Origin of the sequence: Prauserella sediminis, assembly GCF_014195435.1 — a bacterium.
Taxonomy (GTDB): Bacteria; Actinomycetota; Actinomycetes; order Mycobacteriales; family Pseudonocardiaceae; genus Prauserella; species Prauserella salsuginis.
Window position 1 is genome coordinate 1,090,095 of record NZ_JACIBS010000001.1, and the last position, 14,322, is coordinate 1,104,416.

General features: G+C 71.2%; 12 protein-coding genes. 8 read left to right on the forward strand and 4 right to left on the reverse strand.

Translation table 11 applies throughout. The features are described from left to right. Positions 1–259: 259 nt before the first annotated feature. Positions 260–2,689, reverse strand: a complete 2,430-nt coding sequence (gene pcrA, locus FB384_RS04790; RefSeq protein ID WP_183779492.1) for a DNA helicase PcrA — start codon at positions 2,687–2,689, stop codon at positions 260–262. Between the two features lie 220 nt (positions 2,690–2,909). On the opposite strand from pcrA, the gene FB384_RS04795 reads away from it, so the two are divergent. The 6 genes from FB384_RS04795 to FB384_RS04820 all read left to right on the forward strand — a co-directional run bounded on the left by FB384_RS04795 (position 2,910) and on the right by FB384_RS04820 (position 9,025). Further along, positions 2,910–3,224 carry a chorismate mutase gene (locus tag FB384_RS04795; RefSeq protein WP_183779494.1) on the forward strand — a complete coding sequence of 105 codons (315 nt, stop codon included), beginning with the start codon at positions 2,910–2,912 and terminating at the stop codon, positions 3,222–3,224. A 155-nt stretch (positions 3,225–3,379) separates the two neighbouring features. After that, positions 3,380–3,694 carry a hypothetical protein gene (locus FB384_RS04800; protein WP_183779496.1) on the forward strand — a complete coding sequence of 105 codons (315 nt, stop codon included), beginning with the start codon at positions 3,380–3,382 and terminating at the stop codon, positions 3,692–3,694. A gap of 379 nt (positions 3,695–4,073) precedes the next feature. Continuing rightward, entirely contained in the window at positions 4,074–5,465 is a 1,392-nt protein-coding gene (locus FB384_RS04805) for a hypothetical protein (protein ID WP_183779498.1), read from the forward strand. A 239-nt stretch (positions 5,466–5,704) separates the two neighbouring features. Continuing rightward, the gene (locus FB384_RS04810; protein WP_183779500.1) at positions 5,705–6,088 is read left to right on the forward strand and encodes a hypothetical protein; all 384 of its coding nucleotides are present in this window, start codon (positions 5,705–5,707) and stop codon (positions 6,086–6,088) included. A gap of 198 nt (positions 6,089–6,286) precedes the next feature. Beyond that, entirely contained in the window at positions 6,287–7,984 is a 1,698-nt protein-coding gene (locus tag FB384_RS04815; RefSeq protein WP_183779501.1) for a serine/threonine-protein kinase, read from the forward strand. Positions 7,985–8,002: 18 nt separating this feature from the next. Further along, a complete protein-coding gene (locus tag FB384_RS04820; RefSeq protein WP_183779503.1) occupies positions 8,003–9,025 on the forward strand; it encodes a serine/threonine-protein kinase in 1,023 nt (340 codons plus the stop codon). 147 nt (positions 9,026–9,172) lie between these two features. Here the strand turns inward: FB384_RS04820 and FB384_RS04825 are convergent, their stop codons facing one another. From FB384_RS04825 to FB384_RS04835, 3 genes are all read right to left on the reverse strand, one after another. Beyond that, positions 9,173–10,111 carry a DMT family transporter gene (locus FB384_RS04825; RefSeq protein WP_183779505.1) on the reverse strand — a complete coding sequence of 313 codons (939 nt, stop codon included), beginning with the start codon at positions 10,109–10,111 and terminating at the stop codon, positions 9,173–9,175. Positions 10,112–10,277: 166 nt separating this feature from the next. Further along, the gene (locus tag FB384_RS04830; RefSeq protein WP_407676065.1) at positions 10,278–11,015 is read right to left on the reverse strand and encodes a response regulator; all 738 of its coding nucleotides are present in this window, start codon (positions 11,013–11,015) and stop codon (positions 10,278–10,280) included. Next, positions 11,012–12,616, reverse strand: a complete 1,605-nt coding sequence (locus tag FB384_RS04835) for an ATP-binding protein (protein WP_183779507.1) — start codon at positions 12,614–12,616, stop codon at positions 11,012–11,014. Before FB384_RS04835 ends, FB384_RS04830 begins: the two co-directional genes overlap by 4 nt. Before the next feature lie 182 nt (positions 12,617–12,798). Here FB384_RS04835 and FB384_RS04840 point away from each other — a divergent pair, with 182 nt between their 5' ends. After that, a complete protein-coding gene (locus tag FB384_RS04840; RefSeq protein WP_183779509.1) occupies positions 12,799–14,070 on the forward strand; it encodes a PspC domain-containing protein in 1,272 nt (423 codons plus the stop codon). Then, the gene (locus FB384_RS04845; RefSeq protein ID WP_183779511.1) at positions 14,063–14,302 is read left to right on the forward strand and encodes a hypothetical protein; all 240 of its coding nucleotides are present in this window, start codon (positions 14,063–14,065) and stop codon (positions 14,300–14,302) included. Before FB384_RS04840 ends, FB384_RS04845 begins: the two co-directional genes overlap by 8 nt. Positions 14,303–14,322 lie beyond the last annotated feature (20 nt).

Consider the following 14,322-nt stretch of genomic DNA (forward strand, 5'->3'; position numbering starts at 1 on the left):
ACACCTGTCATCCCCCATCGCCGACCTGCTACGAACTCCTGTTCGAGATAGAGGTTATCGCGAGGAGGCGACAGAATCGGAACTCGACGTCAGTCATCACCCGAACAGACGATCGAATGTCGCCTTCAACAGTGGACCAGCAACGCGAAGCGGCCCCCACGGGAACCACCGCGAACCACCCGGCACCCACCAGCACGTCGAACACCCCGGCCAGCGCGCCTCACCGGCCGTATTCCGGGCCACAGCCCCGAAATACGGCCTACAGCTTCACCATCGGCACGCTGCCGATCAGCATCAACCGCACCGTGCCCGCCGTGCCGAAATCGATCGTCGCCGTCGCGCGCGGGCCCGAACCGTCGGTCGACACGACCGTGCCGAGCCCGTACTTGTCGTGATTCACGCGGTCACCGGCATCGAGTTTCAGCGCGACCGTGTCCTTCCAGTCATTCCCCGCACCCTTGAACCCGGTCGTGCGCATACCGCCGGAGGCGATCCGCGACTGGGCCGAGTCCGAACCGGTTCCCGGCCTGCCGCCCCAGGTCGTTGCGGCTCGCGGCGAACCACCACCGCCCGACGAGGGGGCCTCACGGCGCCAGTCGATCAACTCGGCGGGAATCTCGTCGAGGAACCGCGACGCGGGATTGGCCGCGGGCTGACCCCACTGCGTCCGCACGAGCGCCCGCGAGACGTACAGCCGCTCACGCGCCCGCGTGATCGCGACGTACGCAAGCCTGCGTTCCTCGGCCAGTTCCTTCGGTTCGCCGAGCGCGCGCAGATGCGGGAAGACGCCGTCCTCCCAGCCGGTGCCGAACACGACCGGGTACTCGAGGCCTTTCGCGGTGTGCACCGTCATCAGCGTGACCACGCCCGCGTCGTCGGCCTCCTCCTCGTCGTCGTCAGCGTCACCGCCGTCCGACTCGGGGATCGAATCCGCGTCGGCCACGAGCGACACCCGTTCGAGGAACGCGGGCAGCGAGCCCGGCTCCGGGACCCCCGCGTCGGGCTCCTCGTCGGCCTCCGGCTCCGGGGCGAGCGCGGCGGCCTCGGCGGCCGACTCGGTGAACTCGCGCGCGACCGTGACGAGCTCGTCGAGGTTCTCCAGCCGCGAGGCGTCCTGCGGATCGTCGGAGGCGTCCAGCTCGGCGCGGTATCCCGTGCGGTCGAGCACCGCCTCCAGGATGTCGGCGACCTCGACGCCGGAGTCGACCAGCTCGTACAGGCCGTCCAACAGCTCCACGAACGCCGTGATCGCCTTCCGCGAACGCGGGTTGAGCATCGGCACCTTGTCGGCGACCGCGTCCCGCAGCGCCGAGACGAACGAGATCCGCTCCCGCTCGGCGTGCGTGGCCACACACGCCTCGGCCCGGTCACCGATGCCGCGCTTGGGCACGTTCAGGATGCGCCGCAGGCTGACGGTGTCGTCCGGGTTCGCCAGCACCCGCAGGTACGCGAGCGCGTCGCGGACCTCCTTGCGCTCGTAGAACCGGACGCCGCCGACCACGCGGTACGGCAACCCGAGGCGGATGAAGATCTCCTCGAACACCCGAGACTGGTTGTTGGTGCGGTAGAACACGGCGACGTCGGAGTACTTCGCCACGCCCTGGTCGACCAGCTCGTCGATCTCACCCGCGACGAACGCCGCCTCGTCGTGTTCGTTGTCGGCGACGTAACCGACGACCTTCTCGCCGTCGCCCTCGGACGTCCACAGGCGCTTGTCCCTGCGGTTCGGGTTCCGCGAGATGACGGCGTTGGCCGCCGACAGGATCGTCTGCGTGGACCGGTAGTTCTGCTCGAGCAGGATGGTGCGGGCGTCCGGGAAGTCCCGTTCGAACTCCTCGATGTTGCGGATCGTCGCGCCGCGGAACGCGTAGATCGACTGGTCGGCGTCACCGACGACACACAGCTCCGCGGGTTCGACCCCGGACTCCGTCGGCTCCCTGCCGACCAGCTCACGCACCAACGTGTACTGCGCGTGGTTGGTGTCCTGGTACTCGTCGACCAGCACGTGCCGGAACCGGCGGCGGTAGTACTCGGCGACGTCGGGGAACACCTGGAACAGTTCGACCGTGCGCATGATCAGGTCGTCGAAGTCCATCGCGTTGGCCTGCGAGAGCCTGCGCTGGTACTCGACGTAGACCTCGGCGGCTCTGCGTTCGAAGTCGTTCGTCGCGTGCGAACCCGCCGACTCGGAGTCGATCAGCTCGTTCTTCAGGTTCGAGATGTGGGCGGCCAGCGCCCGCGGCTGGTACCGCTTCGAGTCGAGATCCAGGTCACGGGCCACGAGCGTGAGCAGCCTGCGCGCGTCGTCGGCGTCGTAGATGGAGAAGTTCGACGACATCTCGAGGGTCTTCGCCTCGCGCCGCAGCACCCGCACGCACATCGAGTGGAACGTCGACACCCACATCGCGCCGGACCGGCGGCCGACCAGTTCGCCGACCCGCTCCCGCATCTCGGCGGCGGCCTTGTTGGTGAACGTGATCGCCATGATCTGCCCGGGGTGCGCACTCCGGGCGGCCAGCAGGTACGCGATCCTGCGGGTGAGCACCCTGGTCTTGCCGGAGCCGGCACCGGCGACCACCAGCAAGGGCACGCCCGCGTGCTCGACGGCGGCGCGTTGCGCCGGGTTCAGGTCGCCGGTCAGATCGGCGTGGGAGCCCTGGTCCGGGGGAAGATCGAAGAGGGTGCTCATTGTGACTTCACGCTACCTCGCACCCCTGACACGGCCGGAATGTGCCATACTCGCGCCGTGGTCAACGCTACGTGCCGATTTTTCTACGGGACCCGGACTCCGGCTCCCGTGATCGCGTGCTGACCCAGCCATCACCTCAAGCCCCGGAGTCCTCGGACCCGGGGCTTTCGTCGGCTCGGGGTCCGGGTCCGGAGCCACGCCGACACGACCGGAGGGTCACATGAACGCCCAGACTCACAATGATTCGCAGGCCGCCGACGCGCAGTCGGCCGATGCGCCGGCCGCCGAGAGCGAGTCGACGATCGACGACCTGCGCCAGGAGATCGACTGGCTCGACGCCGAGATCCTGCGCCTGATCAAACGCCGTGCCGAGGTCTCCCGGACGATCGGGGCCGCGCGGATGGCCGCGGGCGGCCCGCGCATCGTCTACAACCGTGAGATGGACGTGCTCGCCCGCTATCGCGAGCTCGGCCCGGAGGGCAGGCAGCTCGCGCTCGCCCTGCTGAACCTCGGCCGCGGCAGGCTCGGGCACTGACACCGGGCCCGGCCGGGCGTCAACGCGCGGCCGGTGATCCGCCGGTGCGGTGCGGCCCGCCGACCGGCCACCCCGACCCGGTTCCGACCTACCCGCGGTAGAGGCCACACACTTCCGCCCACCGGCACGTCACCGCATTCGGGCACACTGGACACATGGAAACGATCATCAACCTGATCGCCGTCGTGGCCGCTCTCGCCAGCGTCCTCGCGGCGCTCGGTCACACGGGTTATCTGGCGCTGCTCAACAGTGCGGCGACCAAGCGAGCGGGCGGCGGGCCGATCGCCGACTACGTGCGCAGCCGCTGGCCGGTCGCGGGCGGCACGACGGTCGCGTCCCTGCTGGCGCTGCTGTTCACCGCGGGCGGCCCTTTCCTCGACGTGGTGGCGATCCTCGTCGCCGTGGGCAGCGGGGCCGTCGCGACGAAGGCGTTGCAGTCCACCCGGACCAAGTACCGCTCCGGCAACTGACGCAGTCGCTTACACAGTGAAACCAGGGTGCGCCCGGTGGAGTGATATCGGTGCACTAACGGTTCCAAGCTCCACGAACGGCGGCTGAAGCTCCTACCCTGGTTCGAGTGAGGGTTTCGAGGGGCACCGTGCGCGCTGCAAGTTGCCGCGCACGTGCATACGGCCGTGCAGTTGCGCGTGCCCCGAGCCCCGAATCCGGCGTGGCCATCCGCACCCCCGGCCGCCGCCGGCCTGTGCACAGCGAAAACCGCGGCACGACCGGCCCGGATCACGACACGATCGACCCGGGCCGGCGCACGACCACCCCGGGCGCTGCTCCGTTCGGACGAAACGGGGCGTCCCCGGCGTCAGGAGGCACGCGGGAAGGGGTCCGCACCACATGACCGCCGGCTCGCGCGACGCATTCGACTTCTTCGACCCGACCCGGACCACAACCGATCACACCTCGGGCGGAGGCCGCTCACGCGGTCGCCACGCCCGGAACGACGACCCCACCCCACCCGGCGACGACCGGGCCGAGGGGTCGATGTCGGGCACCCTGCCGTCGATCCCGGCGCAGGGAACTCCGCCCGCCGAGCCGGCCCACCCCACCGAGACCACCGCGCCGATCTCGGCCGTGCCGGCGCCGCAGGCGGGCACCGCCGAGAGCGCAGGCCCGCAAGCGGCCACGGCCGCGCACCGGTACGCACCACCGCCGAAGAGCAGCGGGTCGTACGCAGGGGCCGCGAGCGAAGGGACGCCGCACGTCGGCTCGCCCGCGCGCAGCGGGCACGCTGGCGGGCAGGTGCCCGCGCGCCGACAGCGTGTCGCGCTGTCGGAGACCCCGGCACAGGCCGCCTCCGGCACCGCATCCCGTCCCGAGCCATCCACACCCGCCACGCCCGGACCGAAACCCGGCGGGACCGACGTCAACGAAGCCGACGACGGCGCGAGCGTGCACCCCGTCGACGGGCTGGGCACGTTCGACCTGGGATCGGTGCCCGCCTCGGTCACCCCGCCGTCGACGTGGCGGAAGGCGGCGTGGTTCGCGAGCCTGTCCTCCGGTGCGGTCGTCGTGGCGCTGCTCGTGGCGGGCACGCTGCTGGTCGGCCCGGACGAGCAGTCCGCGGCGGTCGACGGCTGGCCCGACCGCAACGGCGCCGTCGCACCACTGCTGCCCGAGGAACGCGACGACCGCGGCGGCAGGCACGAACAGGGCCCGCCCGGGACGTCGTCCACCTCCGAGTCCTCGTCCACCTCGGCCGGCCCGTCCGACACCCGCCACGGCACGGAGTCGCCGGCTCCCGTGCGCGACGGCAGGCCCCAGGGCGGCGCTCCTCGACCCACGGAGTCCGCCCCGCCGGGGTCCAACCCGCCGGGGTCGAACCCGCCGAGCGGCCCACCGTCCGGGTCCGCCCCGCCGTCGGCGTCGCCGACGAAGCCGTCACCCACTCCTGCGTCCACGTCGACGTCCAACCGGGTGTACTTCGGCAGGGCGCACGACACCGAGGCCATGGCCCAGCGGTCGCAGGCGTTCTTCGATCGGGTGACCGAGGATCCGCGGGCCGCACACGAGTTGACCAGCGGTGAACTGCGCGAGCAGGGTGCCGAGGGGCTCGAGCGCACATACGCCGGCATCGCATACTTCGAGGTCGAGCACATCGCGATCGACCAGTACGAGGGCGTCTCGGACAACACCCTGCGGGTGACGTACGAGGACGGCAGCACGGCCCGGCAGACTCGCCGGCTGACGTTCGACGACTCCGAGAAGATTTCCGCCGACGGGACGTGATCACGGGAGATTCCCCACGTCGGGGCCACTTTCCTGCACATTCCGTCGCACATCCGGATGCACGTGCATGCGTTGAGCGGTCGCAAATTGCTCTAACCGAGTGATCTCGATGACCGCTCGTCGTACGGCCTCAACCCTCCACCGACACGGCCTGGTGATCGACGACGACAGCCGGTTACCTGGTTGGCAGGGGTCCGCACGAAACCGAACCACGAGACGGAGCAGACAGGGCCGAAACAGTGCACGAGCGCCGACACGCGAGCGAGGACTGCGTCGCAGTCGAGGACGTCATCGACCGGGAGATCCTGGACGACGACCTCGTCGACGACGCCTACCTTCGCGAGGCCCTCGCCGAGCCCGGCCGGTACCTGCCCCCGCCCAGCGTGCAGGCCAACCGCGAGCCCGAGCCGGTGACGGCGGACCCCGAACCGGAACACCCCGTCGCGCGCCGCGCGAAGCTGATCGCACTCATCGTGGCGACGCTGATGGTCGTCGCATCCATCATCGCCGCCGCAGTCGTCACCGGTGAGGATGACAACACCGCCGCAGGTGCCGCCGCATCGCTACCCAGAGCAGCCGCGACAGAGCCGGTATCATTCGTCTCGGTGGCACAACCTTTCTAAACGCCGCGCGTCCTTCTGGGCGGAGCGAACTACCGTGCGCGCCAGTGCCGCCTTCGTGTGCACAGCGTGAGCGGCCTAACCTGTGCTGAGTGGTCGAGACGCTCGACGGCTGCGTCTCCGGACCACACCCAGCCAGCTCGGTCGGATCGGTGTGCCTACGCTCCACCACCGGAGACACCAGCCCCCGAAGGAGGTCGCGTGAGCGACGAAGGTCGCCTGATCGCGGGCCGCTACCGTGTCTTGAGCCGGATCGGTTCCGGCGCCATGGGCGCCGTGTGGATGGCGCAGGACGAACTGCTGCACCGCACGGTCGCCATCAAGCAGCTCCTGCTCCAGTCCGGACTCGAAGAGCACGAGATCGACGACGCGCGCGCCCGCACGATGCGCGAGGCACGGATCGCGGCGCGACTCCACCACCCGAACGCCATCAGCGTCTTCGACGTCGTCACCGACGACAGCGGCCAGCCGTGCCTGGTGATGGAGTACCTCGAGTCGACGAGCCTCGCCCAGGAGCTCCAGGGCGGCCGGACCCTGGCGCCGACCGACGTCGCCCAGATCGGCGCCCAGGTGTCCGCGGCACTGAAGGCCGCGCACGCGGTCGGCATCGTCCACCGCGACATCAAGCCGGGCAACATCCTGCTCGCGCCGAACGGCATGGTGAAGCTCACCGACTTCGGCATCTCACGTGCCAAGGACGACGTCACGGTCACCAAGACCGGCATGATCGCCGGCACCCCCGCCTACCTGGCCCCCGAGGTGGCCATCGGCGGCGACCCCGGACCCGAGTCCGACATCTTCTCGCTCGGGTCGACGCTGTACGCCGCGACCGAGGGCCAGCCGCCGTTCGGCCTGTCCGAGAACACGCTCAGCCTGCTGCACGCCGTCGCGGCGGGGCAGATCAACCCGCCGCGCCAGTCCGGCCCGCTGACCAGCGTGCTCGCCGTCATGCTGCACCCCGAGACGCAGCACCGGCCCACCGCAGAGGAATGCGAGGAGCTGCTCGACGCCGTCTCCCACGGTGAGACGCCTCTCGGCGGCCCTGCCGACGAGCAGGACGATGCCGACCGCACGTCGGTGCTCGGCACCGCAGGTGCCGCGGCCGCCGGTGGCGCGATCGGCGGCGCCCTGGGTGCCGGGGTCGCAGGTGCCGCGGGCGCCGGGGAGGACCTGCCCGCGGGGCACTCCGGCACGCTCGGCTCCGGCGCGGGTGGTCACTACGACGACCACGGCGGTTACGACGACTACGCCGCGGCCGGCGGTTATCCCGAGCACGACTACCCCGAGCACGACTACGACGATCCGGCGTACCCGGCGACCGCCTACGACAGCTACGGCGACTACGACGAACGCACCCGCGTCGCGGCCGCTGCTGGCTACGGCGCCTACCCGGAAGATCCGTACGACCACGATCCCTACGACGACCCGGACGGCACGCGCGTGGCAGCCGCCGGGGGCGGTGCCGGTGTCGCAGGCGCCGGGGCGGTCGACGAGGACGACGAGAAGCCCAAGTGGAAGGTGCCCGCCCTGGTCGGCGGTCTCGTCGTGGTCGGCCTGGCCGCGTTCGCGGTGTGGCTGTTCAGCGGCCCGAGCGGCGACGACCCGGAACCCGCGGGCAACCCCGCACCGGCCACGACGTCGACGTCGCAGCCCACGAGCTCGTCGGAACCGACGACGAGTTCGCCGGAGCCGACGACGGAGGAGCCGACGTACGTCGAGCCCGAGCCGACCTACGAGGAGCCGGAGCCGACGTACGAGGAACCGACGTCCAGCTACGTCGAGCCCGAACCGACGACGGAGCCGTCGCCGGAGCCGCCGCCCTCCTCCGAGGAACCGCCGCCGACGTCGTCGGACACGCCGGGACCGTCCGACACCAACACCACGACAATGGTTCCCTGACCAGGCCCGAGGCACTGTGTGAACTACGCGGAAGGCACTGTCGTCGGTAAGCGGTACCGGCTCGACCAGCCGATCGGACGCGGTCGGGCCGGCATCGTGTGGCTGGCGTTCGACACGATGCTGCACCGGACGGTTGCGGCGAAACAGCTCTACATCGACCCGTCGCTGACCGGCGAGGCGGCCGACCACGCCCGCCGGACGGCGCTGCACGAGGCGCGCCAGGCCACGCGGGTCGTGCACGCGGGAGCGGTCGCCGTATACGACGCGGTGCGGTACGAGAGCGACGTGTGGGCGATCATGGAGTACGTGCCGTGCCGCAACATGGCCGACTTCCTCGCCGAACACGGGGAGCTGACCCCGCAACAGGCGGCGTACCTCGGTCACCGGCTGGGTGCGGCGCTGGCCACGGCCCACGCGATCGGCGTGACGCACCGGGCCGTCGAACCCGGGAACGTCCTGCTGTGCGACGACGGCGGAGTCAAACTCACCGACATCGGCCTGTCCCAGCCGCCCGCCGATCCGGCCTACCGCGCACCCGAACTGGCCAAGGGCGTCGAACCGTCACCCGCGTCGGACGGCTTCTCGCTCGGCGCGATGCTGTTCGCCGCGGTCGAGGGAGTGCCACCGTTCGGCGAGGACGGCACGGGAACACCGGTCGTGCCGCGCCGCTGCGGTGCACTGACCGGGGCGCTGTTGAAACTGCTGCGCGACGACCCCGAGCTGCGGCCCACGATGCAGGACACCGTGCAGGCGCTGCGCGCGATCACGAAGGGCCGCGAACAGGGTCTCGTGCCGCCGACGGCTCCGGCGATGCCGACGGTGCCGGTGCTGCCGCAGGTCGTCAGCGTGCCTGCACCGCCTCCACCACCCGCACCCCAGCGCACGGGTTCGATGGGCGCAGGTTCGATGGGCCCAGGTTCGATGCGCGCGGGTTCGATGGGCGCAGGGTCGATGAGCGCAGGGGCGATGCGCACGTGGCTGCTCGTCGGCGCGGCCGCCGTGCTGTTGGTGATCGTCGTCGTCCTCGTGCTCGTCCTCTGAACGTCGGCGTCACACTCGTCCGTGAGGCGGCCGGTCCCGTCCGCTGAGCCCGCAGGCCCACCCGTTGACGCCGGCCAGTCGTCGCGGAGGACCCCGCCGCCAGTACCGGTCGGGCCGCGGCGAACAACACCTCCACCTGCGAGCCGGTCAGCGCGTTAGGGACGGCTCGGGTTCGAGCACCGGCTCGGGCCTGCGCAGCGCGGCGCGGATGTGCGGCACGATCGAGAAACCCGCACCGGTCAGGCACAGCGCCCCGCCGACGACGGCCAGCAACGGCGGCACCTCCGCCAGCGCGATCCACGACAGCAGGACCACGAGCGCAGGCACGACCAACGACGACGAGCTGAGTACGCCCGCCGGGATGTTCTTCAGCGCGTAACCCCAGAAGTTGAACGCCAGCGCGGTCGGGAACAGGCCCAGGTAGACGACGGCCAGCACCGACCCGGGCGGCGCGGCCGGCAGGTCGTCGGCGAGGTCCCCGGAGAACGGGGTGCACGCCACCATCGCGCCGACGATGCCGATCAGCGTGACCGCGTACGAATCGCCGCCGGTCAGTCGCCATTTCTGCAGCAGCACGCTCCCGGCGTACAGCACCGCGGCGATCAACGACAGCACCACGCCCGCCATCGTCAGCTGGCCGGTCGTGGTGGCGAGGGTGATGACGACGATGCCGGCCATCGACACACCGATGCCGACGAACAACCGCGCGGGCAACCCCTCGCCGAGCAGCACTCCCGACGCCAGCGCGACCAGCAGCGGCGCGACGTTGACGAGCATGGCCGTGGTTCCCGCATCGATGTGGTGTTCGGCGAGGTTGAGCACGACCGTGTACACGCCGAACCAGGACACGCCCCACAGCAGGATCCAACCCCACGCCGCGGCCGTACGGGGCCACCGTGGCCGGTAGATCACCGCACCGATCGCCAACGCGACCGACGCGACGACCAGCCGCAGCAGCGCCATCGAACCGGCCGAGAAGTGCACGCCGACGCCGCGAATGACCACGAACGACGACGCCCACAACACCATGACGGCCAGCGCGGCGACCCACGGCAGTACGGCAGCTTTCCGGGACCCGAGGTGCATACCTTCAAGCTTCGCCCACCACAACTAATGAGGACAAGCGAACAGTTCTGAACCCTATTTAAGTTGAACTACATTTTCAGGGTCCCCGAGGGCACCTTCGGGCGCTCAACGCCCCAAAGCTGCCCTTGGGGACATTCAGACGAGGGCAGTGGTCCGTGGGGGGCGTTCAGACGAGGCGGCGGTCCGTGGCCCAGCGGGAGAGTTCGTAGCGGTTCGACAGCTGCGTCTTCCGCAGCACGCTCGACACGTGGGTCTCGACCGTCTTCACCGAGATGAACAGCTCCGACGCGATCTCCTTGTACGCGTAGCCACGCGCAAGGAGCCGCAGCACGTCCCGTTCCCGGGGCGTGAGCTGGTCCAGCTCGGGATCACTGATCGGTTCGGCACCCGGCCGCTCGGCGAACGCATCCAGCACGAATCCGGCCAACCGCGGCGAGAAGACCGCGTCACCGCCGGACACTCGCACGATCGCCTTCACCAGTTCCGCCGACGAGATCGTCTTCGTGACGTACCCGCGCGCACCCGCCCGGATGACCGCGATGACGTCCTCGGCCGCGTCGGACACCGACAGGGCGAGGAACACCACGTCCGGCAGCTCGCCGCGCAGCCGCCGCAGCACCTCCGCACCGCCACCGTCGGGCATGTGCACGTCGAGCAGCACCACCTGCGGCCGCATCCGCGTGATACCGGCGACGGCCTCGCCGACCGAACCCGCCTCGCCCACGACGCGGATCTCGTCGCTGATCGACTGCAGCTCCGCCTTCGCACCGGCGCGGAACAGGGCGTGGTCGTCGACGAGGAACACCGTCACGGGCCCGGGCGACTGCTGGCCCGCCAGCTCCGTGTCGCTACCGGTCTCGGCGGGGCCGTCGGTGCTGGTGTGGCCCGTGTCGTCGGTCGTCATGAGGCTGCCCCCTGTGCTGCTCGGTCGGATGCGTGCGCGGCGTGGCGGTCGTGCGCGGCGGCGGTTCCCGTGTCGCCGCCCGCGCCGCCGCTGCCGGTGTCGGTGCTGCCCGCGCCGGACGCGCGCGGCATTTCGAGCTGAATCTCGGTGCCCTCGCCGGGACTCGTGCGCACCCGGCAGGTGCCGCCGCCACGTTCCATCCTGCCCCGGATCGAGTCGGAAAGCCCGTGGCGGTCGTCGGGCACGGCGTCGGGGTCGAACCCGGAGCCGCGGTCGCGGACGAACGCCGTCACCGACGTGGGTTCCACCTCGGCGTAGACACTGACCTCGTCGACCCCGGCGTGTTTGGCAGCGTTGACGATGGCCTCGCGCGCGGCCTGCACGAGAGCGGTGAGGCCGTCGTCGAGTTCGACGTCGCCGACGACGACCTGCTGCACCGAGATGGCGAACGTGTCCTCGATCTCGCCGCACGCCGCTGCGACGGCCTGCGCGAGCGTGGCCGGCGCCGACTCCGTATCGCCCACGGCGCCGTCGGCGGGCGCGGTGCCGTCGCGGTTCCCGGAGCCGTCGCGGTTCCCGGAGCCGTCGCGGGTCGGGGTGCCGTAGCCGTTCGGACCGTAGAGCCACGCGCGCAGCTGACGTTCCTGGCCACGGGCCAGCCGGGTGACCTCGCGCGGATGGTCGGAGCGCTTCTGAATGAGCGCAAGCGTTTGCAGCACGGAATCGTGCAGGTGGGCTGCGATCTCGGCACGCTCCTCGGTGCGGATGCGCGCGCGGCGTTCATCACCGAGGTCGCGCACCAGCCGCAGCCAGAACGGCACCGTCAGCAGGGCCACGCCGATGAGGGTCGCGAGCACGGAGACGAACGCGAACTGCACCTGGGCGAGGCCGCTTCCCCGCAGCATGATCATGCCGATGCCCGCGATGACCAGCACCACGCCCGCCAGCACGCGGATCGTCGCCGACACGCCCCCGCCGCCGAACACCACGCCGGCCACGCCGGACTTCGCGCCCTTGCGCCAGCGCCGCCGCTGTGTCTCGTCGGCCTCCCGCCACACGACGGCGACACCGACGAGCACCACCGCGACGGGCAGCCCCGCCCAACCGGTGAGCACGCCGCTGAGCACCCCGCCGACGACGGACAGCCCGACGCCGAGTGCGATCAGCCCGTAGGCCTGCTGGCGCTGGCGGCCGGTCAGCTCCTCGCGGGCGGTGTCGCGCCGTTCCTGCGGCACGAACGCCCACAACAGGCCGTAGGACATCAGCCCAAGGCCGCCGAGGCCCGCGAGCACGGCGAACGCGGCCCGCACCCACAGGACCTTGACGCCGAGGTGGTCGGCCAGGCCGCCCGCGACGCCGGCGAGCGCGCGCCCGCCACGCCTGCGGTACATCTTCGGGGGTTTCTGCCACGCGTCTCCGGCGCCGGCGCCGCCGTCGCCGCCGGTCACCGGGCCGGTGGGCAGTGCACCCGTGGCCTGCGCGCCCGTGGCCTGCGGGCCGTCGGCCGACACGCGGGTGCCGGCGTCCGGCGCGTCGGCCCCACCTGTCGGCCGTGACCTCGCCGGCCGCCCGTCCGCGGCCTGTTCCTGCACGTCATCCATGGTCGCTGTCCATCGTCACAGACTTCGGGGCCGGAATCATCAGGGAAACCCCTGAAGCGCTGCCCGGAGACGGGTACCGGTCCGCGCCGAGCACGCGGGGCCTGCGGCCGTGCCGACCTCGGGGACGGTTTCAGGGTGCTCCCCGATGTGCCGGAGCCGCCGCGAAGCGCATGCTCGTTGTCATGAACAGCACGAGCGGTGCGACCCGGCACCTCGACGGGTTCGAGGCGACGGTCAAGGACTTCTGGGCGAGCAGACCCCGCCGCCCCGCGCAGGGGCGCAAGATCGCGGGTGTCGCCGCGGGGATCGGACTGCGGTACGGCATCGACCCGATCGTCATCCGCGTGGCACTGGTGGTGCTGACGTTCTTCGGCGGCGTCGGGCCTGCGGTGTACCTGCTGGGCTGGCTGTTCCTGCCCGGCGCCGACGACGAGGTGTCGCCGTTCGAGGCGCTCCTCGGCCACGGCGGTAGCGCGACGTCGAAGGTCCTGACGTTGCTGTTGTGCGCGGCGTGCTTCCCGGCGTTCGGATTGGCGTTCGGCGGCACGTGGCTGGACGGCGGCGGCCTCATCGGCCTGGCACTCGTGGTCACGGCGCTGTACCTGATGCACCGCGGCCGCGGGCACCTCAACCGGCCCGTCGCGGCCCGTGCGGGGACGTTCGCCGACCCGACGGCCCCTGAACCCGGCACCCGCGTCGACACGGCCACGGCCGACTGGGACGCCCTGGGTGCGAACCCGATGGGCTGGCATCTCGCCGACCCGTCGACACCCGTTCCCGCACCGCCGCCCGAGGAACCGGAGCGCCCACCGCAGCAACGGCCGCGGCGCCGGCGCTGCGTCTCCAAGGTCACGCTCGTGACGCTGGCGCTGGCGGTGATCACCGCGGGTGTGACGGCGAACGTCCTCGACGCGGCGTGGGGCCCCGCCGAGGTGGCCGCGGCGACGCTGGCCGTGCTCGCAGGAGGGCTGCTGGTCGGCGCGTTCACCGGAGGCGCACGCGGGCTGATCTGGTTCGCCGTGCCGACGGCAGCCGTGGCCGTGCTGACGAGCGCGTGGCCCGCGGGCGGATATCCCGGCGGCGTGGGCGAGATCATCGAGACGCCACGGACCGCGGCGCAGCTCGATCACACTTACGAACGCACCGCGGGTGCGATCGACATCGACCTGACCGAACTCGAGATGGACGAGCGGGCCACTCCTTCCGGCACGGTCCCCGTCGAGGCGCGGGTCGGCACGGGTGACATCACGTTCACCGTGCCGCGCGACGCGGACGTGACCTACGACTGCACGGCCCACACCGGGTCGGCGATGTGTCTGGGAAAGTCGCAGAGCGGCGTGAGCAATCAGAGTCTGGTCGGACGCGACAACGGTGACGACGGTACCGGCGGACCACGGTTCCGCCTGGTGCTCGAGACCGGTGTCGGCAACGTGGAGGTGCGGCGCGATGGCTGAGCAGAACCCGTTCGAGCACCCGACCGACTCGGCTGCCACCGGCACGTCCCCCAGGCGGCGGTTCGATCCGCTGTCCCTCGTCGCCGGATTGGCGGCACTCGGCGGCACCGGGTACGTGTTCCTCGACGGACCGGCGTGGATCGGGCACGTCGACCCGCGCTGGCTCATCGCCGGTATCGCGGTGCTCATCGGCGTGGGCATGCTGGCGGCATCACTGCGCAAGGACCGCTGACGCCTCCCGTCCGGTTGCCT

Excerpts from the sequence above, each read along its gene's own strand:
- pcrA (WP_183779492.1), bottom strand. The coding sequence starts at position 2,689 with ATGAGCACCCTCTTCGATCTTCCCCCGGACCAGGGCTCCCACGCCGAT.
- FB384_RS04795 (WP_183779494.1), top strand. The coding sequence starts at position 2,910 with ATGAACGCCCAGACTCACAATGATTCGCAGGCCGCCGACGCGCAGTCG.
- FB384_RS04800 (WP_183779496.1), top strand. The coding sequence starts at position 3,380 with ATGGAAACGATCATCAACCTGATCGCCGTCGTGGCCGCTCTCGCCAGC.
- FB384_RS04805 (WP_183779498.1), top strand. The coding sequence starts at position 4,074 with ATGACCGCCGGCTCGCGCGACGCATTCGACTTCTTCGACCCGACCCGG.
- FB384_RS04825 (WP_183779505.1), bottom strand. The coding sequence starts at position 10,111 with ATGCACCTCGGGTCCCGGAAAGCTGCCGTACTGCCGTGGGTCGCCGCG.
- FB384_RS04830 (WP_407676065.1), bottom strand. The coding sequence starts at position 11,015 with ATGACGACCGACGACACGGGCCACACCAGCACCGACGGCCCCGCCGAG.
- FB384_RS04835 (WP_183779507.1), bottom strand. The coding sequence starts at position 12,616 with ATGGATGACGTGCAGGAACAGGCCGCGGACGGGCGGCCGGCGAGGTCA.
- FB384_RS04840 (WP_183779509.1), top strand. The coding sequence starts at position 12,799 with ATGAACAGCACGAGCGGTGCGACCCGGCACCTCGACGGGTTCGAGGCG.
- FB384_RS04845 (WP_183779511.1), top strand. The coding sequence starts at position 14,063 with ATGGCTGAGCAGAACCCGTTCGAGCACCCGACCGACTCGGCTGCCACC.